Here is a 21,247-nt window from a genome sequence, read left to right on the forward strand (position 1 = left end):
GTGCGCGAAATTGGGCTTTTCAGTCTCGCCGTATTCGTTCGGCCGGCTATACTATCTTTCTAAAACCATGATTTTTCTTGTATGATCGGAAAACGGCGGGGCGATCGACTCAGCGCTTTTCGATTTTTCGGACTATCTGGCGTGTTTTCTGCTTATAGAACAATAAAGGTGATAAATGGCTGAAACTCAAGGAAAAGACGAAGGAAAAAAATCGTCCAAGAAACTGATAATTATCATTGCGTTGGTGGTTTTGGCTCTGGCTGGCGGCGGCGCTGCCTATTTTTTCTTGGCGAAACCGGCAGAGAACGGCAAAGAGGCCGAGGCTGAAAAACACGGGGACGACAAGCACGCCGAATCGGCTCATGAGGCTGAGGCGGAGCACGATAAGCCGGTAGAGCCCGATGTCTATTACGAGTTGCCGACGCCGTTGCTGGTCGATTTTCCGAGCGGATCCAGTGCCCGGGTCATTAAAATTTCCCTGACCGTTTTGACTAAAGGCGAAGCCAGCATAGAGGCCATGAAAAAACATGAACCGATGATCCGGAACAATTTGCTGATGGCCATCAGTTCGTTAGGCGCCGATAAGGCAAAAACCCTGGAAGGCAAGCAGGAGTTGCGGGCCATGATGCAGCAAGAGATTGGTAAGGTTTTGGAAAAAATGGCCGGTAAAAATACCGTCAAAGAAGTCTATTTCACCGATTTTGTAATGCAATAGATGTCAACCGCCGATCTACTTTCCCAAGATGAAATCGATGCGCTGCTGCACGGCGTAGACGACGGTGATGTCGACACTGCGGCCGAGGATGACGAATACAGCCGAGGCGCGGCGCGGCTCTACGATTTCAATAGCCAGGAGCGCATCGTTCGCGGCAGGATGCCGACCTTGGAAATGGTCAACGAGCGTTTCGCCCGCCATTTCCGCATCGCATTGTTCAATTTTTTGCGTCGGGCGGCCGAGATATCGGTGTCCGGGATTCAGGTACAGAAGTTCTCCGAATTCATTCAGGGCTTGTTCGTTCCGACCAATTTGAACGTGATCCGGATGGCGCCGTTGCGCGGACGGGCGCTGATTGTGATGGAGCCGCGTCTGGTATTCACCGCCGTGGATAACTTTTTCGGCGGCGGCGGCCAATTCTACAACAAGGTCGAGGGCCGCGAGTTCACGCCCACCGAGATGCGTATCATCCGCTTGATTATCGACATGATTTTCAAGGACTTGGCCGAGGCTTGGAAGCCGGTCATGGATGTCGAATTCGAATACATTAACTCCGAGGTAAACCCGCAGTTTGCTAACATCGTCAGCCCCTCCGAGATCGTGGTCATTTCCACGATCCACGTCGAGCTGGAGGGCGGGGGCGGCGATATCAATATCGCGATGCCGTATTCGATGATCGAACCGATCCGGGAATTGCTCGATGCCGTCACCAGCGATAGGGGCGAGGTCGACGGCCGTTGGCAGGATTCGCTGCGGACCGAGATCATGCGCAGCGAAGTGACGTTGAATAGTAAATTGATCGAAAAAGAGATGTTTATCAGCGATGTGATTGAGCTTAAGAAAGGCGACGTGATTCCGATCGAAATGCCGGAAACTGTGTTGCTGGAGGTGGAAGGAGTGCCGGTGTTTCGCGGTAAATTAGGGTTGTCGGACGGCAATTACGCCATTGAAATCATAGACAAAATGACGCTGGACAATATTTAACGGGCAGGAAGGGATTGCGATGAGCGAAAACGACGAAATTGGCGACGATTGGGCGGCAGCGATGAACGAACAGGCCGCGGCCGAAGCAGATTGGGGCGATGCCTTAAAGGAGCAGGCGGCGGCTGCAAAAGGTTCGGGCGGTTATTCGGCGGCCGAGTTTCCGGATTTGGGCGAGCAAAGACCGAAGCCGACCGTCGGCGGCGAAGAGGTCAAGCTGGACGTGATTCTGGACGTGCCGGTTACCGTATCTTTGGAAATCGGTAGAACCAAGATCAACATCCGTAACCTGTTGCAACTTAACCAGGGTTCGGTGGTGGAACTGGACCGCTTCGCCGGCGAACCGATGGATGTGCTGGTCAACGGCACCTTGGTCGCTCACGGCGAGGTGGTTGTGGTCAACGATAAATTCGGTATCCGCTTAACCGATATTATCAGTCCTTCGGAGCGGGTTCGAAAGCTGGGTTGATAACCGTGCACGCTCTGGCAAGGCTAATTTTTGCGATGGGGATGGTGTCGGTCGCTTGGGCGGACGAAATTCCCGCCACGCCTAAATCGAGTGCCAAGTTGGTAACCTCGGCTGATGTCGTGCAATGGTTGTTGGCCTTGCTATTGGTATTGGCTGTGTTCCTGCTCCTGGTCTGGGCGTTAAAAAAATCCGGCGGTCTGGCTATGGCGGGGAAAAGCAAGCTGGCGGTGCTGGCCGGACTGTCGCTGGGAATGCGCGAAAAACTGATATTGGTCAGAGTGGGCGAAAAAGAATTGCTGTTAGGCGTTAGCAGTGGCCGTATCGACAAATTACTCGAGTTGGAAGGCGAGCAGCGCTTGTTCGCCAATCCGGCCGAGCCTCAGGATTTGGGCCCGTTTGCGAAGAAATTGTGGCAGGCCATGCAAGGTAAGGCGCATGAGCAGGTCTAGTACGCGAGTTTTGGCTCTGCTGGCAGGCTGCGCGTTATTGTGGGTGGCCGAGGCCGGTGCGGTGCCCGGCGTGGACGCGATTACCGTGACCTCTAACCCGAAAGGCGGCGAAACCTATACGGTCACGATCCAGATTCTGGCCCTGATGACGATGCTGACACTGTTGCCGGCATTGTTGTTGTCGATGACGGCGTTTACCCGAGTCATGATAGTGCTGGGTTTGTTGCGGCAGGCCATCGGTGCGGCGCAGGCGCCCAGCAACCAAGTATTGCTGGGTTTGTCGCTGTTTCTGACTATTTTCATCATGACGCCGGTGCTGGAAAAGGTCAACGATACCGCCGTGCAACCCTACCTGGAAGAGCAGATCGATGCCGTCACCGCGTTGCAAAAGGCTTCGGAACCGTTCAAACAGTTCATGCTGAAGCAGACGCGCGAGGCCGACTTGGATACGTTCGTGCGGATATCCGGCAGAGAACAAATCAATAAGCCCGAAGACGTGCCGTTTTCGCTGCTGGTACCGGCTTACGTCACCAGCGAATTGAAAACCGCGTTCCAGATCGGCTTCCTGATTTTTTTGCCGTTTCTGGTGATCGATTTGGTCGTGGCCAGCGTACTGATGTCGATGGGGATGATGATGCTGTCGCCGATGATCGTGTCTTTGCCATTTAAAATCATGTTGTTTGTGTTGGCCGACGGCTGGACCATGGTCATGGAAATGCTGGCCGCCAGTTTTTACGTCTAGGCCTCGATATGACGCCGGAAACGATCTCGAACGTAGCTCAGGACACGGTATTGATCGGCCTGAAACTGATGGGGCCGATACTGATCGCGTCCCTGGTGGTGGGTTTGCTGGTTTCGATGTTTCAAGCGGCAACCTCGATCCAGGAACAGACCCTGACCTTCATCCCCAAATTGGCGGCGATTATCGCCGTGTTAATGATTGCCGGTCCGGGCATGCTGCAAATGCTGATCGACTACTTCCAGGATTTGCTGCGCGATATTCCCAGCTTGATCGGATGAACCTTACCGAAAACGAGTTGCTGGGCTATCTCGCCGGTTTCATCTGGCCCTTCTTTCGCATCAGTTCGATGTTCATCACTATCCCGGTATTCAGCGTCAACGCCTTGCCGGCCAGAGTCAGGGTGATCGCCAGCCTATTGATCACCTTGGTTATTTATCCGACGTTGCCGGCCATGCCTGCGATAGAGATGTTCGGCTACCAAGGTTTTCTGGTTACCATCCAGCAAGTGGCCCTGGGCGCCACTGCCGGTTTCATCCTGCAAATGGTGTTTTCGATCATGCTGTTTGCCGGCCAAGCGATCGCCTACAGCATGGGACTTGGCTTTGCCTCGATGGTCGATCCGGTCTCGGGCGTGCAAGTCCCGGTGGTGGCGCAATTATTCGTGATTAGCGGCAGCCTATTGTTTTTGGCGGTCGACGGCCATTTGCTATTGATCGAAATGCTGGCGCAAAGCTTTCATACGTTGCCGGTTGCAACAACCGGGATCGGAAAAGCCGACTTGTGGCGGGTGGCGTTATGGGGCAGTACGATATTCGCCGATGGCTTGCTGTTGGCGATGCCGGTGATGGCGGCCCTACTGTTCGTCAACATCAGTTTCGGCGTGGCTTCCAAAGCGGCGCCGCAATTGCAGATTTTCGGCGTCGGTTTTCCGGCGACGATCATGTTGGGCATGGTCTTGATCTGGGTGGGGTTGCCAACCTTGCTGGACGTATTTGCCGATATGTTGCACCAGGGCTTCGCATTGGTGAACGAGTTGTTGAGGTTGTCGTAAATGGCGGAAGAATCCGGTCAGGATAAAACCGAAGACCCCACCGGCAAGCGGGTCACCGACTCGCGTAAAAAAGGCCAGGTTCCCCGTTCCAAAGAATTGAATACCTTCGTTACCTTGATGGTCAGTTCGGCGCTGTTTTTTTATGTCGGCCATGGCATGTGGCAGGGTTTGTTGGAGGTGATGAAACGTCCGTTGCGCGTCTCGCGCGAGCAAATCTTCGACCCGGTGACGTTGACGACCTACCTAAAAACGGCGTTCGCCGACGGCGTGTGGATTATCCTACCGTTTTTAGCAGTGTTGGCGGTTTTCGATTTGGTGGCGGCGACGCTGTTGGGAGGCTGGAACTTTACCAGCGAAGGTTTTGCGTTCAATTTCGCCAAAATGAATCCTTTGGCCGGCATCAAGAAAATATTCGGCGTGCAGGGCGTGGTCGAATTGGTCAAGGCGGTATTGAAAACGGTGTTGGTAGCCTTGGTGGCTTGGAATTTGTTCAAATGGCATTTCGACGAATTCATGGCCTTGAGCCGGTTGCCGATCGATCAGTCGGTGCAACAGGCCGGCGAAATGATATCGGTCTCCCTGCTGATTTTGAGCGCTACCTTCGTGTTGCTGGTGATGCTGGATGCGCCTTACCAGCTATGGAATTACCAACGCCAACTGAAGATGACCAAGCAGGAAGTCCGCGACGAATCCAAGGAGCAGGAGGGCAGTCCGGAAGTCAAAGGCCGGCAGCGGCGCCTGCAAATGGAGGCGGCGCAACGGCGGATGATGGACGCGGTGCCCAGTGCGGATGTCATCGTCACCAACCCGACCCATTTCGCGGTGGCGTTGAAATACGACCAGAGCGGCAACGGTGCGCCGGTATTGGTCGCCAAAGGCGTCGATTTGATCGCGGCGCAGATCCGGCAATTGGCCATAGGCGCGAAAGTGCCGTTGGTGGCGGCGCCGTCACTGGCTCGCGCCTTGTACTACTCCACCGATTTGAACCGGGAAATACCACGCGGCCTGTTTTTGGCGGTTGCGCAGGTGTTGGCCTATGTTTACCAATTACGCGCTTCCACACAATATGGCTGGATCAAACCGGTGCCGCCGGGCGACGTGCCGGTGCCGGACGACTTCAAACAATAGCGCGACACCGAGCCCGTTATGGATTTCAGTAAATTAACCAATGCCTTGAAAATGGTCACCGGCCTCGGCCTGGGGGCGCCACTGCTGATCATCATGCTGCTGTCGCTGCTGATTCTGCCGCTGCCACCGTTCGTGTTGGACCTGTTTTTCACGTTTAACATCGCGTTTTCGCTGATTATCCTGCTGGTGGTGGTTTACACGCTGAAGCCGCTGGAATTCGCCTCGTTTCCGACCGTGATCCTGATCGCGACGCTGCTGCGGCTGGCGTTGAACGTGGCCTCGACCCGGGTCGTGCTGATTCGCGGCCACGAGGGTGGCGATGCTGCCGGTAAAGTGATCGAGGCGTTCGGCTCGTTCGTGATCGGCGGCAATTTTGCGGTCGGTATCGTCGTGTTCGTGATCCTGATCGTGATCAATTTCATGGTGGTGACCAAGGGCGCCGGGCGCGTGGCCGAAGTCAGCGCGCGGTTTACCCTGGACGCGATGCCCGGCAAGCAGATGGCGATCGACGCCGACTTGAATTCCGGACTGATCAACCAGGACGAGGCACGGGCCCGGCGGGAAGAGGTAGCCGCCGAAGCCGATTTCTACGGTTCGATGGACGGTGCCAGCAAGTTCGTGCGCGGCGACGCGGTGGCCGGCATCATCATCATGTTCGTCAATATGATCGGCGGTTTGGCGATCGGCGTCGGCCAGCACGGCATGAGTTTTGCCGATGCCGCCAACGTCTATGTCCTGTTGACGATCGGCGACGGTCTGGTGGCCCAGATTCCGTCTTTGTTGCTGTCGGTGGCCGCGGCGATGGTCGTGACCCGGGTGCGCGGCGCCAAACAGGACATCGGCAAGCAATTGACCTCGCAGATGTTCGAGGACCCGAAAACCCTGTTGGTCACCGCCGCGGTGATGGGGCTGCTGGGCATCATTCCCGGCATGCCGAACTTGGTATTTATTCTGCTGGCGTCGACTTTGGCCGGCGGCGCCTATTTGATCGACCGCCGCCGCAAATTGGAAGAGGAAAAAGCCCTAGCGGCGGTGAATATCGCTTCGCCGCAAGCGGCTAAAACCGATATCAAGGAGCTGGGCTGGGACGACGTGATGCCGGTCGATGCCATCGGTTTGGAGGTCGGCTACCGGCTGATTCCGTTGGTGGACCGTAACCAGGGCGGCCAGTTGATGATGCGCATCAAAGGCGTGCGCAAGAAATTGTCTCAAGAGCTCGGATTCTTAATCCCGTCGGTACATATTCGCGACAACCTGGATCTGGCGCCCACCGAATACCGGATTTCGCTGATGGGGGTCAGCGTCGGCGAGGCTAATATCATGCCGGAGAAAGAGATGGCAATTAACCCCGGCCGGGTGTTCGGCAATTTGCCCGGTACTCCGTGCAGGGACCCTGCTTTCGGCTTGGATGCGGTTTGGATCGACGCCAGCCAAAAAGACCAGGCGCAGACTTTGGGCTATACCGTGGTCGATCCAAGCACGGTCGTCGCCACCCATCTCAGTCATATTTTGCAGACCAACGCCCACGAGTTGTTCGGCTACGAAGAGGCGCAGCAGTTGTTGGATAACCTGGCCAAATTGGCGCCGAAACTGGTCGAGGATTTGGTGCCGAAAACCCTGCCGTTGGGCGTGTTGGTGAAAGTGTTGCAAAACCTGCTGCAAGAGCGGGTCTCGATCCGCGATATGCGGACCATCGCCGAAACTTTGGCGGAGTACGGGGTCAAGAGTCAAGATCCGGACATCTTGACGTCGGCGGTGCGGGCCGCACTCGGCCGGTCAATTGTGCATGAAATCAATGGAGTACAGGTGGAAATTCCTGTGATTACTCTCGATCCTGGGTTGGAACAGATATTGCATAAATCGCTGCAGACGGCGGGCGAAAGCGGTGCCGGTTTGGAGCCGGGTCTGGCCGAGCAGATGCACAAATCCCTAGAGGACAGTGCGCAGCGGATGGAAATGGAAGGGCAAGCGCCGGTGTTACTGGTGTCTTCCTACATCCGCCCTTGGCTGGCTCGCTTCGTTCGCCATTCGATACCGGGGCTACATGTGCTGGCCTATAACGAAATTCCCCAGGATCGGCAGATCAGGGTGGTTTCCACAGTGGGCCAGCGTTAAAAAAACAGGGGTTGCGCAATGAAAATCAAACGCTTTTTTGCAGCAGACATACGGCAGGCCATGCGCATGGTCAAAGAAGAATTGGGCGCCGACGCGGTGATCATGTCTAATCGTTCGGTGGACGGCGGCGTCGAAATTGTGGCGGCCCGCGATTTCGACGAGCAGGTGATTCACCGGAATTTGAAGCAGCGCGAGGAAGAAAAGGCCCCGGCGCCGCTACGCGAGCCGAAAAAGGTCGATTTGCCCGATTTCGACGGCGACAAAAAACCGTTGCACGTGTTGAGCAGTGCCAGGAAACGCGGTGCCGACGGTTCGGTACCGGAAAATCCGATCAGGCGCCACCTGGATCAATACATAGGCTATGCCGAAAAACTGCAGGTCGGCAATGCCAACGCTCAGAAAATTGCCGAAAAAGTGCGTCCGGCGGAGAAACCGGCCTGGGCCGCCGCCGATCCCAAATTGAAACCGGCGGTTGCCGAAACGCGGCCGGTGCAAGCCAATGCTTCCGACAAATTCATCGACGAAATGCGCCAGGAAATGAAAGAGCTGCGCAGTATGTTGGACGCCAAACTGTCCGGTATCGTCATGCAAATGCCGCAGCACGGCCAGACCATGCACGACGAATTGCGCGAGCGCCTGGCCGACTTCGGCTTTTCCAAAAATTTGTCCGGCAAAATCGCCAACCGCCTGGGCAGCCATAAAAGCTTCGATTTGGCGATGGACAAGGCTAGGGAAATGCTGGCCGGGCTGGTGCCGATAGCCGACGATAGATTGCTGGAACAAGGCGGTATAGCGGCGTTGGTCGGATCGACCGGAGTCGGTAAAACCACGACCGTCGCCAAGTTGGCGGCACAATTCATTCTGAAGCACGGCTCCCGCCAAATCGCCTTGATTACCACCGATAACTATCGGATCGGCGCCCACGAGCAAATCAATACGTACGGCAGAATTCTGGACGTACCGGTGCGCGTGGCCGGCGATGCCGACGAACTGCGCCGGCACATCGACAGTTTTGCCGACAAACGCTTGATTTTGATCGATACGGCAGGGATGAGCCAGCGCGATATGCGCTTGGCCGAGCAATTGAAAACCTTGCAACACGGCGATTTGCCGATCCGTTCCTACTTGGTGATGTCGGCCACGACTCAATATAAGGCAATGCTGGAAATTATGGATGCGTTCCGAATACTGGAGCCACAAGCGACTATACTTACCAAGATGGACGAGGCTGTCAGCAAAGGCACCGCGCTGTCGGCGGTCATCGAGCAGCGCCTGCCGTTGTCGTTTATCACCGACGGCCAGCAAGTGCCGGAGGATATTTACCAGCCGGAAGCCGATAGCTTGATTCGGCAATGCATGAGCGGCAGCGAAGGCGACAGTCCGTATGGCGGTGATTTGAATTACGGCGAGTGGGCGGCGGAAAGCCATGCATAAGCCATTCGATCAAGCAGCTGGAATTAGACAGATGAGACATATGAAACCGGTACGAGTGATCGCCGTGACCAGCGGCAAAGGCGGCGTGGGTAAAACCAATCTTTCCGTGAACATCGGCGTGGCGCTGGCCAAAATCGGCCGGCGGGTGGCGATACTCGACGCCGATATGGGTTTGGCCAACGTCGATATCTTGTTGGGCTTGTTTCCGGAGTTCAACTTGTCGCACGTGCTGAACGGCGAGAAATCCCTGAAAGAGATCATGATGACCGGTCCGGCCGGGCTGAAAATCATTCCAGCGTCTTCCGGCGTGCAACGCATGTCCGATCTGTCCAGCGTGGAGCAGGCCGGCGTGATTCGGGCCTTCAGCGAGATCGATAGAGAGCTGGATGTCTTGATCGTCGATACCGCGGCCGGGATTTCGGCCAGCGTGGTCAACTTCGCCCGCGCCTGCCAGGAGATCATTGTCGTGGTTTGCGACGAACCGACGTCACTGGCCGATGCCTATGCTTACATCAAATTATTGAACCGAGATTACGGTTTAAACAGTTTTCACATCATTACCAACATGGTGCAGTCGGCCGAGCACGGCCAAGCCTTGTTCAACAAGTTGAGTAAGGTGACCGACCGCTACCTGGACGTGGCTTTGCAATTTGTCGGTGCGGTGCCGCAAGACGAATATTTGAAAAAATCGGTGCAAAAACAAGTGCCGGTGGTGGAAGCGTTTCCGCAAAGCAAAGCCGCATTGGCCATCAAAAATTTGGCCAGAAAAATCGACCATTGGCCGATCAAACCGAAAGCCGGCGGCTACCTGGAGTTTTTTGTCGAGCGTATGATCCAGTACAGCGTCAAAGAGGACGTTGCATGAGCGGAGCGGCAATGTATGCGGCCGTGCAGGCCGCAAATGTTGACGCTTTGGTGGTGCAACACACGCCGCTGGTAAAACGCATTGCCTACCACTTAATGGGCCGCTTGCCGGACACGGTGCAGCTCGACGATTTGATCCAATCCGGCATGTTGGGATTGCTGGAAGCCTTAAAACACTACGACGCCGGCCAGGGGGCCAGCTTCGAAACTTATGCCGGCATACGGATTCGCGGCGCGATGTTGGACGAACTGAGGCGTTCCGATTGGACGCCGCGCTCGGTGCATAAAAAGGCGCGAATGGTGGCCGACGCGATCCGCGAGGTCGAGAACCGTTTGGGGCGGGATGCCAAAGACGCCGAAGTTGCCAAGCACATGGGCATAGACTTGGGCGAGTACCATCAGATTTTGCAGGATGCGGTGTCTTGCAAAACCTTTAGCGTCGAAGAATTGATTCAGGGCGAAGACAGCATCATCGACGATGTGCAAGGCCATCATCAACCCGACGAGTTGCTGCTGCAGCAGAATTTTCATAAGGCTCTGGCAAATGCGATTGCGGAACTGCCGGAGCGCGAGCGGTTGGTGATCTCGCTTTATTACGACGAAGAGCTAAATTTACGCGAGATCGGCAAGGTGCTCGAGGTCAGCGAATCGAGAGTCAGCCAAATCTGCAGCCAAGCCATGTTGCGCCTGCGTGCCAGGCTTGCGGATTGGGTGGAACGGAAAGATAATGAAAAGTGCAGCTAAATTGCGGTTATTTCAGGGTTTTTTTGCGATTTTCGGCAATTGCAAGCTTGTTTCTTAATAAATTATGTGACCTGGGTGGAGATTTTCCTTGGATAAAAATATGCGCATTCTGATTGTCGACGACTTTTCGACAATGCGGAGAATAGTAAAAAACTTGTTAAAAGATCTTGGCTTTACCAATACGGTGGAAGCGGACGACGGTAAAACCGCACTACCGATATTGGAAAAAGGCGGCATCGATTTTCTAATCACGGACTGGAACATGCCCGGCATGACCGGCATCGATTTGCTGAAGGCGGTTAGGTCGACGCCGAGTCTGGCCAACCTGCCGGTGCTGATGGTGACGGCCGAAGCCAAGCGCGAACAGATCATCATGGCCGCGCAAGCCGGCGTAAACGGTTATGTGATCAAGCCGTTTACCGCTGCGACGTTGAAAGAAAAGATCGAAAAGATCTTCGAACGTATCGACGGTTAACTGCCAGGAAGCGCACTATGAATAATGACCTGTTGAGTTTGGCCCGGGAATTGGTTACGGCTTTGGAAAAAGGCGACGAAGCGGTTGCCGATGAGATACTCGATCAAGTTGCCGGAGTCAGGGAGACGCAGTTGTTCAAGGAAGTCGGTCGGTTGACTCGGCAACTGCACGACACTATGGTGAGTTTCTCGGTGGATTCGAAAATTACCGCGATGGCCGAGCACGAGATACCGGATGCCAAGGAACGCTTGCATTACGTGATTGCGATGACCGAACAGGCCGCCAACCAGACCTTGACCGCGGTGGAAGATTTACTGCCGGTTTCCGACGAGTTGAGCGCCCAAGTCAATCAATTGGCGGGGCAATGGAACCGGTTTCTGGACCGGGAAATGCCGTTCGACGAGTTCAAAGCCATGAGCGCCGATTTAAGCCAGTATTTCAACCAGTCGCGGCAAGCGATGGACAAAATCCAGGCGGGCTTGAACGATATTTTGATGGCGCAAGGCTTTCAAGACATCACCGGGCAAATCATTCGCCGCGTCATCGATTTGGTTCAGGATCTGGAAACCAGCATGGTCAATCTGATCAAAATCTCCAGCCGTAAAGTCGGGCCCAGTACGCAAACCGCCGACGCCCACCACGAGTTGCCGGGGCCGGTGGTGCCCGGAGTCGACGATAGGGAGGGCGATGTCGCGACGAGCCAGATCGATGTCGACGATTTATTGTCTAGTCTAGGTTTTTGAGGAAAAGCGTCATGGCGATCGATCTGGACGATGAAATTTTGCAGGATTTTCTGGTTGAGGCCGGAGAAATTCTGGATTCGCTGGGCGAGCAGTTGGTCGAGCTGGAGCAGTCGCCTGGCGATCTGGATTTACTGAATGCGATTTTTCGCGGCTTCCACACGATTAAAGGCGGTGCCGGATTTTTAGCGATCAGCGAATTGGTCGACGTCTGCCACAGTGCCGAAGACGTGTTCAACGTGTTACGCCAGGGCGATCGCCAAGTCACGCCGGATCTGATGGACGTGATTCTGCAAGTAGTCGATATCGTTAACGAAATGTTCGGCCAGGTTCGCTCCGGAAACGCACCCAGGCCAGCCGACAAAGGCCTGCTGACCCGTTTGAAAGCTTACGCCGAACCCGCCGGAGCCGCGGTTGAAGTCGAGGCGGCTGAAGTCGAAATCAGCGAAGTACCGGCGGAACCCGTGCAACCGATTGCCGCACAAAGTTCGGTGATGCAGGATTTCGACGCCATGCTCGACCCGGAAGAGCTGCTGGCCGGCGACGAGTCGGCGGCGGATTCCGACGAAATCACCGAACAGGAATTCGAGGATTTGTTGGATGCTCTGCACGGCAAAGGCGGGGCGCCAACGGCGAAAAGCCAAGCGCCAGCATCCGCTCCAGCCCCGGCCGACGACGAGATAACCGAGGAGGAATTCGAAAACCTGCTCGACGAATTGCACGGCAAGGGTAAGTTCAAGGCGCCGGCTGTAGCACCCGCGCAGGGCGAAACAGCGGCGGTCCCGGCCGATTCCGGCGACATCAGCGAAGAGGAATTCGACCAGATTCTCGATGCGTTGCACGGCAAGGGCAAATTCGATGCGACCAACCTGCAAAACATCGATCCATCCTCGATCCCGGAACTGCAAATCGATAAGCCCAAAGTCGAGCCGCCGCCGGAACCGGTTGTGGCCAAACCGGTGGTTCGCGCCAAGCCCGAGCCGGTTGCCGCCGCTATGTCTGCCGACGACTCAGAAAAGGCCGCGAACAAGGCTACGGCGATGGATCCGGGTCTGGACAAATCGAAGGCGGCACCGCAAGCGGATACCACCGTGCGGGTCGATACCCAGATTTTGGACGACATCATGAACATGGTCGGCGAGTTGGTGCTGGTGCGTAACCGGTTCCAGACGCTGAAGGCCAATGCCGAGGCCGGCGAGCAGTTGTCCAAAGCCATCTCCAATCTCGACGTAGTCACGGCCGATTTGCAATTGGCGGTGATGAAAACCCGGATGCAGCCGATCAAAAAAGTCTTCGGCCGGTTTCCGCGCGTCGTGCGCGACCTGGCACGCAGCCTGAAAAAAGAGATTCGGTTGGAACTGGTCGGAGAAGAAACCGATCTGGACAAAAACTTGGTCGAAGCCTTGGCCGACCCCTTGGTGCATTTGGTCAGGAACGCTGTCGACCACGGCATCGAGTCGCCGGACGAGCGCGAGGCCAAAGGCAAGCCGCGCGAAGGCGTCGTGGTTTTGAAAGCCTCGCAGGAAGGCGACCATATCCAGTTGTCGATTAAGGACGACGGCAAGGGTATGAATCCGGACCTGCTGCGAGCGAAAGTCGTCGAAAAAGGCCTAATGGATGAAGAAAGCGCCGCGCGTTTGGACGATAAGGAGTGTTACAACCTGATTTTTTTACCCGGCTTTTCCACCAAGAGCGAAATATCGGATGTGTCCGGCCGCGGCGTCGGCATGGATGTGGTCAAAACCCGGATTGCGCAAATGAACGGCGTCGTCGAAATCGATTCGGTGGAAGGCAAGGGCAGTACCATTATCATTAAGGTGCCGTTGACGTTGGCGATCATGCCGACCTTGATGGTCAAGCTGCGCGGCCAGGCTTTCGCTTTGCCTTTAGCCAGCGTGCTGGAAATTCTCGATTTGGATTTGAGCAAAACCAACAAGGTCGATGGCCAGTTGGTGGTTATGGTCAGGAATAAAGCCTTGCCTTTGTTCTATCTCAGCGAATGGTTGGTCAAGGATTATTACTCCAGCAGCGACACCCAGGCTACCAGCCATGTCGTGGTGGTCAATGCCGGTGGCCGCCATGTCGGGTTCGTGGTCGATCAGTTGATTGGCCAGGAAGAGGTGGTGATCAAGGCATTGGGGGCGAAATTGCACGGTTTGGAAGGCCTGGCCGGGGCAACGATCACCGGCGACGGTAAAATCGCGCTGATTTTGGATGTGCCGGGCTTGATGAAGAAGTACGCGGTTTGATCTGGCGATATGGCCATTCGGGTATTGGTAGTCGATGATTCCCATTTCATCTGCCACAGAGTTACCGAAATTCTGGAAGAAGACCAAGAGTTCAAAGTAGTCGGCGTGGCCCATGACGGGCGGCAGGCGGTTGAAATGGCTGCGGCGCTGCAGCCGGACGTGATCACGATGGATGTGGATATGCCGGTGATGGACGGTATCTCCGCCGTCAAACGCATCATGAGTACCCGGCCGGTGCCGATTTTGATGTTTTCGGCCATGACCCAGGTCGGTGCCCGCGCCACGTTCGATGCGTTGAGTGCAGGTGCCATCGATTTTCTGCCGAAGCAAATGGAAGATATCGATGCCAATCGGGAAACCGCCCGTTACCTGTTGCGTTACCGGGTCAGAATGGTGGCGGGACAGGCGGCAAAAGTGGCCGCGGCCGGAACGCTTGGCGATGCCGGCCTGAGGCGTAGCGGCGGATTTGCAGCCCATATCGGCGCAGCGGCGGTTGCCAAGGAGCGGGTGTTGCCGGCCAAGCCGAGTCAAGCCGATCCGGGCAAAATCGATCTGTTGGCTGTGGCGGCTTCCACCGGCGGACCGGTAGCCATGCAATACGTGTTGAGCCGAGTTCCGGCTAGTTGTTCGATGCCGATATTGCTGATACAGCACATGCCGCCGAATTTCACCAAAAGCTTTGCCGAGCGGCTGAATTCGCTGTGCAGTATCGAAGTCCGGGAAGCGCAGGACGGCGATATCCTGCAACCCGGTGTGGCACTGTTAAGTCCGGGAGCGGTGCAAATGCAGCTCAAACAAACGCCGGGTTCCCGCCAAATCGCGTTACGCCCCAAACAAGCCGGCGAAATCTATAGTCCCAGCGTCGATATCACATTCAGTTCGTTGGCCGACAATTTCGCCGGCCGAGTACTCGCTGTGGTGCTGACCGGCATGGGGGCGGACGGTAAACTCGGCGCGATGAAATTGCGCCAGCGCGGCGCGCAGATTTGGGCGCAGGACGAAGCCAGCAGCACGATTTACGGCATGCCGAAAGCGATTGCCGAGGCCGGCTTGGCCGATCATGTTTATTCTCTGGACGAGATTGCGAACCAATTTAACAAACTGCACTGATGGATATTCTTAGCGTTCTGGGGGTTTTGATCGGGTTTGCCGCAATTATCGGCGGTAACCTGATGGGCGGCGGCGAGATCGGTGCTCTGGTCAATTTTCACGCCTTCGTCATCGTGGTGGGCGGTACTTTGGGCGCAACCTTGCTGCAATTTCCGCCTAAAGTGTTTCTGCGCAGCATGCGTATTTTGGCTTGGATTTTTATGCCGCAAAACCTGCAGTTGAAAAAACAGATCGATAAGATCGTACGTTGGAGCACGCTGGCCCGCAAAGAAGGTTTGCTCGGTTTGGAAACCGTCATCGATAGCGAAAAAGACACGTTCGCCAAAAAGGGTTTGCAACTTCTGGTGGACGGCAACGAGCCGGAAGTGATTCGGGATTGTTTGGAAGTGGAGTTGACCACCAAGGAGCACTTGGATAACCAGGCGGCCCGCGTGTTCGAGGCCATGGGCGGTTACGCGCCGACCATCGGCATCATCGGCGCGGTGATCGGTTTGATACATGTGATGCAGAATTTGGCCAAACCCGAGCTATTGGGCAGCGGCATCGCTACCGCATTTGTGGCGACGATCTACGGCGTCGGCCTGGCCAATTTGCTGTTCATCCCAATCGCCAATAAACTGAAAAGCCTGATTTTCGAGGTATCGCAGGCGCGGGAGATGGTGATCGAGGGGATTTCTTCGATTGCCGAAGGTGAAAACCCGCGTAACATCGAGCTGAAATTATCCGGCTTTTTGATAGAGAAGTAGGGAATTGGCAATGAGCCGGCGCAAACGCGTTAAATCGCCGCTACCGACTGACAACCATGACCGTTGGATGGTGTCGTATGCCGATTTTGTCACGTTGTTGTTCGCGTTTTTCGTCGTGATGTATTCGATTTCGTCGGTGAATAAAGGCAAATACGAGACTTTTTCCGAATCGCTGGATCAGGCGCTGTTTCACAACGAAAAAGTGGAGAAGGAGGCGGAGCCGATCCAAATCGGTACCATTCCTACCGCAATACAGCCAATCGAGTTGCCGAATCTGGCGACGGCCGAAGAACGGGAGCTCAGCGAAGAAATTCTGCAGGAAAAACAGCGGTTGAGCGAGGTTTCCGAACAATTTCAGGGTGCGTTGCAGCCCTTCGTCGAGAGCAAGTTGGTCGGTATTAAAAAGCACGATTTTTGGGTCGAACTGGAGATGAACAGCGAATTGCTGTTCGCCAGCGGCAAGGCCGAATTATCGAGTAAAGCGCTCCCGGTGCTGGCAAAAGTCGCGGAAGTGGTGCGCGACGTGCCGAACGTGATTAATGTCGAGGGCTATACCGACAATGTGCCGATTTCCAGCGGCATGTACCCGTCGAATTGGGATTTGTCTTCCGCACGCGCAACGAGTGTGGTCAAGGAATTGGTGAAGAACAATATTCCGGCCACGCGTTTATCGGCGGTGGGCTATGGAGAATTCCATCCGGTTGCCGATAACAAAGACGAAGAAGGGCGCTTCAAAAACCGGCGGGTGGTGCTGGTTTTGATGTCGCAAGCATTTGCCAGGTACGGCATGACCGACGATGAACGAGCCAAGGCGTTGAATTTGGCGCCAAAATCCGAATCCTCGCCGAACCCCGAGCCCATTACCGAAAACGCGCCGGCAGCACCGGCACAGTGATTATGAAGATCTGGTCTGTTTCCAATCAAAAAGGCGGCGTCGGAAAAACCACTACCGTGGTGACTCTGGGAGGTTTGCTGTCCTCTTGGGGGTTCAGAACCTTATTGGTAGATTTGGACCCCCACGGTTCGTTGAGCAGTTACTTCGGCATCAACCCCGAGGAAGTCGAGTTGGGGGTTTACAATCTGTTTCTCGACGCCAGCGAAAAGAAGAAGAATGTCGATCCGCAGGTCTATGTCGCCAAGACCCGCTTCGACGGTATCGACGTGTTACCGGCTGCTACCGCGATTGCCACGCTGGATCGGCAAGTGGCCGCAATCGGCGGGATGGGCCTGGTCATTTCGACCGCGCTGCACAAGATGGCGGACCGCTACGATTACGTGATTATCGACAGCCCGCCAATGTTGGGGGTGCTGATGATCAATGCTTTGGCGGCCTGCGACCATCTTCTGATTCCGGTGCTGGCTGAATTTCTGGCGCTCAAAGGTTTGGACCGGATGGTGCATACCATCAAGATGGTGTTTCATTCGCGCAAGACGCCGCCCAAATTCACCATAGTGCCGACCATGTTCGACAAGCGGACCAAGGCCGCGCGCGATAGCCTGGCGGCTTTGTACCAGCAGTATCCGGACAATGCCTGGCGTTCGGTGATTCCGGTCGACACCAAAGTCAGGGATGCCAGCCAAGCCGGCGCGCCGCTGCCGCTGTTCGATAAAAATGCCCGGGCTAGCGAAGCCTATACCGAATTGTTGGAATTGTTATTGCTTGAGAAAAGCGGAGACAAAACCTTGGCGCCGCGTTCATGAAGCAAAAATCCCCTCCCGGTATCGTCAAACAACAACTGGCACTCGACGCATACCTGCAAACCTTGCTCGACGACGTACCCGATGCCGACGCGAGCGTCGAGGCGAAAGCGCCTTCATCCCCTGAAGCAAAGCCGGTAACTTTAGTTGCGCGGCAACCGGCCCCGATCGTTGCCGAGGCGCCGCCGCCGGTTCTGCAAACAGAGCCGAAAGCTAGAAAAGCCCGAATCTCCAGTCCGGATACTGTGCTTGCCGCCGTTGAAAATCCGGCTAAACTTCAGGCATTGTCGGTGATGCCGGATTGGTCGCAATACGAGTTTCAAGCTTTATTTTTCAAAGTCGATCAATTGATCCTGGCAACGCCGTTGGTCGAACTGTCGCGAACCATCAAAATGGACCGCAAACCCAGCCAAATTCCCGGCCAGCCTTCATGGTTCCTGGGGTTGGTAGACGAACACGATAGCCGTATCGGCGTGCTGGATACCAGTCAGTTGATTTTTGGCAAAAGCCGTGTCCGGCAGGGTAAGTTCGAAGATTCGCCAGCCAGCCGTATTTTGATTACCCAGGACAAAAGGTGGGGCTTGGTTTGCGACGAAATACTCTCCATTGGCAAAATCAAGCCGGACGGCGTGCGCTGGCGCACTGCCCGACAGAAAAAGCCGTGGTTGATCGGTACCGTAATAGACGAACTGACAGCAATTGTCGATGTAAAACAATTGGTGCCGCATCGAAAATAATTTATTAGCCTTTGGATAAGACGACATGAGTGAAGATAGAAAACAAGGCGATCCCGTCATGCAGTGGGTGACTTTTTGTCTGGGCGACGAAAAGTACGGTATCAACGTGATGCAGGTGCAGGAGGTGCTGCGGATTACCGAGATCGCGCCGGTGCCGGGAGCTCCGTCCTACGTGTTGGGAATTATCAATCTGCGCGGCAACGTGGTCACCGTCATCGATACCCGCAACCGTTTCGGTTTGCCGTCGAAAGAAACCGACGACGCGTCACGGGTGGTGATTATCGAAACCGACCGGCATATCATCGGCATTTTGGTGGACAGCGTCGCCGAAGTCGTGGAAATGCGCGCTTCGGAAATCGAAACCGCACCCAACGTCGGTAACGAGGAAAGCTCCAAATATATTCAAGGCGTGACCAGCCGCGATAACCAGTTGCTGATTCTGGTGGATTTGAATAAATTTCTCAGCGACGACGAAAAAGCTGAATTGGATATGTTTTAACACGAAGCAGCCGGCAGAAGGCGCGGCGGGCGGGAGGGCATATGATAGAAATCACGCCGATCACACCTTACCAGCCGGTCAATGCGCCTTTGAAAGTGGAAAGGGAACAGCGCGACAAACGCAATCCGGAACAACGGCGGCCGCACGCGAAGCATGACCGTAATCCAAATAATGCCAACCCGCAGCCGGCCGAACATATCGATGAAATAGTGTAATGACCGATTACTTAATTTGGGGTTTGGCGCTAGGCGAATTGTTCATATTCGTGGTTTTGCTGCGCCTGGTCGGTAGCAAAAAACGGCTGGAACGGGAGCTCAAGGTGTTGGAAGAGCGCTTGCAGCGCAGCAACGAGGATTTGGCGGGTTTGTGTTCGGCGGCTGTAGCGGTGGACCGTCGGCTGGCGGCCAACGATAACCGGCTGAACACGATTGCCGACCGGGTCAACAGGCCGATTCAAGCCGCGGCGCCTCAGCCCCATCCAGTCCAGGACGACCCCGTTCCGGCCCAAGGTTACGAGGATGTCATCCAAAAAATTCGCCGCGGGGCCGATATAGACGAATTGGTCAGAGACTGCGGTCTGACCCGAGACGAAGCGCTATTGCTGATGCGTTTGCACGGTGGCGGCAAGCGCTGATATCTATACGTCGGGAGCCGACTCAGCGATGTACTGGCTAACTCCGCGTTGCGCAACCACAATCCGCGGATCGGCAACCCGTTCCAACAACCGCCGGTAATTCTCGTCGTGTTGGCTTCTGTCGTTATACGGGTGCCAAAGATGCAGTACCGGCGCGGCAAACCGGCCCTCCTTGCGTTTGCAACCGGAGTGGATCAAGCGAATTACCAGATCGGAATCTTCGTATCCCCAGCCTTCGAATAACTCGTCGAAGCCGTTCACGGCCAAAAAATCGGCTTGCCACAGCGCCAAGTTGCAAGTCATGGCGTTTTGCCACCGGCGCGGATTGAAGTAGCGCCATCTTTGCAGCGGCACATAGATCAGCGGCAGCAAACGGTTCAGTTTCCGTTGTAGCCACAATCGCATAAAAAAACCAATGGATTGCCGGTGCAACGCAGTGCCGCTGCTCAATACTTGTTCGGTGCCGCCAGCATTGAGCAGTAAGCGGTTGCCGGGCACGAAATAACCGGTTTCGGCCAGCAGCCGGTGGCGGGCGATAAAGCTCGGAAACGCGATGCAGTCGCCGTCCATGAACAGCAAATAGCTGCCGGTCGCAGCCGCAGCGGCCTTGTTGCGTATGGTGCCGGCGCGGAAGCCTTTGTCTTCGTGCCAGATGTGCCGGATCGGTATCGGACTGGTTTTAATCTCTTGCTCGATTAGCCGGTGGGTGGCTTGGTCAGAGCCGTCATCTGCAACGAGGATTTCGAAGTTTCGATCCAACTGGTCCTGCAGGCTACGCAAGCAGGCCAGCAGCGCCGGAGGCCGATTATAGGTAGTGACGATTACCGAAATCAGGTCAATGGTTTGCGGCATGGCCTTGCTTAATGCTGGTCGGGCGTCCATTTCAGGTTGGCGGTGGCGGCTTTTGCGTAGCGGTAAAATGTGCCTTCGAAGTTGCCCAGCGCCAGCACAAACCCGGCCCAGCCGTCGAGAAAGCCGAGTTTGAGAACGTAAATTCTAAAGAATGCCCAGACGCCGTGCAGCAGAGCGGTCGCCATGGTGGGGCGTTTGCCGGCGCGTTCCAGTTTGCGCGCGCCCAATGTCGAATAACGCTGCATTTTGTGCAGCAGTTGTTCCAGGTTCAGAAACGGCACCTGGATGATGGCGGAATCGAAATAGCCAATTTTGCCGTTGACCGTAAACCCTTCGTGAACTTCGGCTTGGTCGTCGAACACCATGGCCTGCTTACGAAACAGTTGCGGTTGCCGGTAATCCGGATACCAGCCGCAATGTTCGATCCAGCGGCCCATGAACCAATTGCGGCGCGGCACATAATAAACATCGGCGTCGGGCGCTGACAAAATGCGTTCGATTTCGGCTTTGGCGTCGGGCGTGCAGCGTTCGTCGGCGTCCAGGCTAAACACCCAGTCGTGGCTACATGCGGCAATTGCATCGTTACGCAATTTACCGAAGGTGGTGAATGGAATTTGTCTTACTGTCGCCCCCAATTCGGCGGCGATTGTCGCGGTGCCGTCGCTGCTATTCGAGTCGAGCACCAACACTTCGTCCGCCCACAGCACGCTCTCGACTGCGGCGGCAATTTTGTCGGCCTCGTTATAGGCGATGATGTAGACGCTCAATTTCGGGCGAGGCCCGGTTCGAACGCGAGCGGCGGATGTTTCTGTCAT

25 protein-coding genes are annotated in these 21,247 nt (G+C 55.5%); 23 read left to right on the top strand and 2 right to left on the bottom strand.

The features are described from left to right. The first annotated feature begins 175 nt into the window (after positions 1–175). The 23 genes from VXJ35_RS02605 to VXJ35_RS02715 all read left to right on the top strand — a co-directional run bounded on the left by VXJ35_RS02605 (position 176) and on the right by VXJ35_RS02715 (position 19,580). Positions 176–715, top strand: coding sequence for a flagellar basal body-associated FliL family protein (locus tag VXJ35_RS02605; protein ID WP_064020377.1), 540 nt, complete (start codon positions 176–178; stop codon positions 713–715). Then, positions 716–1,699 (top strand): flagellar motor switch protein FliM, encoded by a 984-nt coding sequence (fliM, locus tag VXJ35_RS02610; protein WP_064020378.1) that lies wholly within the window; start codon positions 716–718, stop codon positions 1,697–1,699. A gap of 19 nt (positions 1,700–1,718) precedes the next feature. Next, positions 1,719–2,165: a flagellar motor switch protein FliN gene (gene fliN, locus VXJ35_RS02615; RefSeq protein ID WP_064020379.1), complete on the top strand. Its 447-nt coding sequence runs from the start codon at positions 1,719–1,721 to the stop codon at positions 2,163–2,165. 35 nt (positions 2,166–2,200) lie between these two features. Next, entirely contained in the window at positions 2,201–2,614 is a 414-nt protein-coding gene (fliO, locus tag VXJ35_RS02620) for a flagellar biosynthetic protein FliO (protein WP_064020380.1), read from the top strand. Further along, positions 2,601–3,356: a flagellar type III secretion system pore protein FliP gene (gene fliP / locus VXJ35_RS02625; protein ID WP_231879411.1), complete on the top strand. Its 756-nt coding sequence runs from the start codon at positions 2,601–2,603 to the stop codon at positions 3,354–3,356. The genes fliO and fliP overlap by 14 nt, the downstream gene beginning before the upstream one ends. A gap of 8 nt (positions 3,357–3,364) precedes the next feature. After that, entirely contained in the window at positions 3,365–3,634 is a 270-nt protein-coding gene (gene fliQ / locus VXJ35_RS02630; protein WP_054760161.1) for a flagellar biosynthesis protein FliQ, read from the top strand. Beyond that, the gene (fliR, locus tag VXJ35_RS02635) at positions 3,631–4,407 is read left to right on the top strand and encodes a flagellar biosynthetic protein FliR (RefSeq protein ID WP_064020382.1); all 777 of its coding nucleotides are present in this window, start codon (positions 3,631–3,633) and stop codon (positions 4,405–4,407) included. The genes fliQ and fliR overlap by 4 nt, the downstream gene beginning before the upstream one ends. Next, on the top strand, positions 4,408–5,535 hold the full coding sequence (gene flhB / locus VXJ35_RS02640; RefSeq protein WP_064020383.1) for a flagellar biosynthesis protein FlhB: 1,128 nt from the start codon (positions 4,408–4,410) through the stop codon (positions 5,533–5,535). It abuts the gene before it with no gap. 18 nt (positions 5,536–5,553) lie between these two features. Beyond that, positions 5,554–7,650, top strand: coding sequence for a flagellar biosynthesis protein FlhA (gene flhA, locus VXJ35_RS02645; protein WP_064020384.1), 2,097 nt, complete (start codon positions 5,554–5,556; stop codon positions 7,648–7,650). 18 nt (positions 7,651–7,668) lie between these two features. Then, on the top strand, positions 7,669–9,084 hold the full coding sequence (gene flhF, locus VXJ35_RS02650) for a flagellar biosynthesis protein FlhF (protein ID WP_064020385.1): 1,416 nt from the start codon (positions 7,669–7,671) through the stop codon (positions 9,082–9,084). A gap of 31 nt (positions 9,085–9,115) precedes the next feature. Then, positions 9,116–9,949 (top strand): MinD/ParA family protein, encoded by an 834-nt coding sequence (locus tag VXJ35_RS02655; RefSeq protein ID WP_054760154.1) that lies wholly within the window; start codon positions 9,116–9,118, stop codon positions 9,947–9,949. Continuing rightward, positions 9,946–10,692, top strand: coding sequence for an RNA polymerase sigma factor FliA (locus tag VXJ35_RS02660; protein WP_054760153.1), 747 nt, complete (start codon positions 9,946–9,948; stop codon positions 10,690–10,692). Before VXJ35_RS02655 ends, VXJ35_RS02660 begins: the two co-directional genes overlap by 4 nt. Positions 10,693–10,780: 88 nt before the next feature. Then, positions 10,781–11,167: a chemotaxis response regulator CheY gene (gene cheY, locus VXJ35_RS02665; RefSeq protein WP_054760151.1), complete on the top strand. Its 387-nt coding sequence runs from the start codon at positions 10,781–10,783 to the stop codon at positions 11,165–11,167. A 17-nt stretch (positions 11,168–11,184) separates the two neighbouring features. Beyond that, the gene (locus tag VXJ35_RS02670) at positions 11,185–11,910 is read left to right on the top strand and encodes a protein phosphatase CheZ (RefSeq protein ID WP_064020386.1); all 726 of its coding nucleotides are present in this window, start codon (positions 11,185–11,187) and stop codon (positions 11,908–11,910) included. A gap of 11 nt (positions 11,911–11,921) precedes the next feature. Further along, positions 11,922–14,156: a chemotaxis protein CheA gene (locus VXJ35_RS02675; RefSeq protein WP_064020387.1), complete on the top strand. Its 2,235-nt coding sequence runs from the start codon at positions 11,922–11,924 to the stop codon at positions 14,154–14,156. 9 nt (positions 14,157–14,165) lie between these two features. Next, a complete protein-coding gene (locus tag VXJ35_RS02680) occupies positions 14,166–15,266 on the top strand; it encodes a chemotaxis response regulator protein-glutamate methylesterase (RefSeq protein ID WP_064020388.1) in 1,101 nt (366 codons plus the stop codon). Beyond that, entirely contained in the window at positions 15,266–16,012 is a 747-nt protein-coding gene (locus VXJ35_RS02685) for a flagellar motor protein (RefSeq protein ID WP_054760144.1), read from the top strand. Before VXJ35_RS02680 ends, VXJ35_RS02685 begins: the two co-directional genes overlap by 1 nt. A 10-nt stretch (positions 16,013–16,022) precedes the next feature. After that, entirely contained in the window at positions 16,023–16,907 is an 885-nt protein-coding gene (gene motD, locus VXJ35_RS02690) for a flagellar motor protein MotD (RefSeq protein ID WP_064020389.1), read from the top strand. 2 nt (positions 16,908–16,909) lie between these two features. Then, positions 16,910–17,713, top strand: coding sequence for a ParA family protein (locus VXJ35_RS02695; RefSeq protein WP_064020390.1), 804 nt, complete (start codon positions 16,910–16,912; stop codon positions 17,711–17,713). Then, the gene (locus VXJ35_RS02700; RefSeq protein WP_064020391.1) at positions 17,710–18,447 is read left to right on the top strand and encodes a chemotaxis protein CheW; all 738 of its coding nucleotides are present in this window, start codon (positions 17,710–17,712) and stop codon (positions 18,445–18,447) included. Before VXJ35_RS02695 ends, VXJ35_RS02700 begins: the two co-directional genes overlap by 4 nt. Before the next feature lie 25 nt (positions 18,448–18,472). Next, positions 18,473–18,946, top strand: coding sequence for a chemotaxis protein CheW (locus VXJ35_RS02705; protein ID WP_054760137.1), 474 nt, complete (start codon positions 18,473–18,475; stop codon positions 18,944–18,946). Between the two features lie 41 nt (positions 18,947–18,987). Next, positions 18,988–19,161, top strand: coding sequence for a hypothetical protein (locus VXJ35_RS02710; protein ID WP_157198047.1), 174 nt, complete (start codon positions 18,988–18,990; stop codon positions 19,159–19,161). Beyond that, entirely contained in the window at positions 19,161–19,580 is a 420-nt protein-coding gene (locus VXJ35_RS02715) for a DUF2802 domain-containing protein (RefSeq protein WP_064020392.1), read from the top strand. Before VXJ35_RS02710 ends, VXJ35_RS02715 begins: the two co-directional genes overlap by 1 nt. Before the next feature lie 3 nt (positions 19,581–19,583). Here VXJ35_RS02715 and VXJ35_RS02720 read toward each other — a convergent pair whose 3' ends face one another. Together VXJ35_RS02720 and VXJ35_RS02725 are read right to left on the bottom strand one after the other, a co-directional pair. After that, the gene (locus tag VXJ35_RS02720) at positions 19,584–20,432 is read right to left on the bottom strand and encodes a glycosyltransferase family 2 protein (protein ID WP_064023335.1); all 849 of its coding nucleotides are present in this window, start codon (positions 20,430–20,432) and stop codon (positions 19,584–19,586) included. 8 nt (positions 20,433–20,440) lie between these two features. Continuing rightward, positions 20,441–21,247: a glycosyltransferase family 2 protein gene (locus VXJ35_RS02725; protein ID WP_064020393.1), complete on the bottom strand. Its 807-nt coding sequence runs from the start codon at positions 21,245–21,247 to the stop codon at positions 20,441–20,443.

This window comes from Methylomonas sp. DH-1 (assembly GCF_046097555.1).
GTDB classification, from domain to species: Bacteria; Pseudomonadota; Gammaproteobacteria; order Methylococcales; family Methylomonadaceae; genus Methylomonas; species Methylomonas koyamae.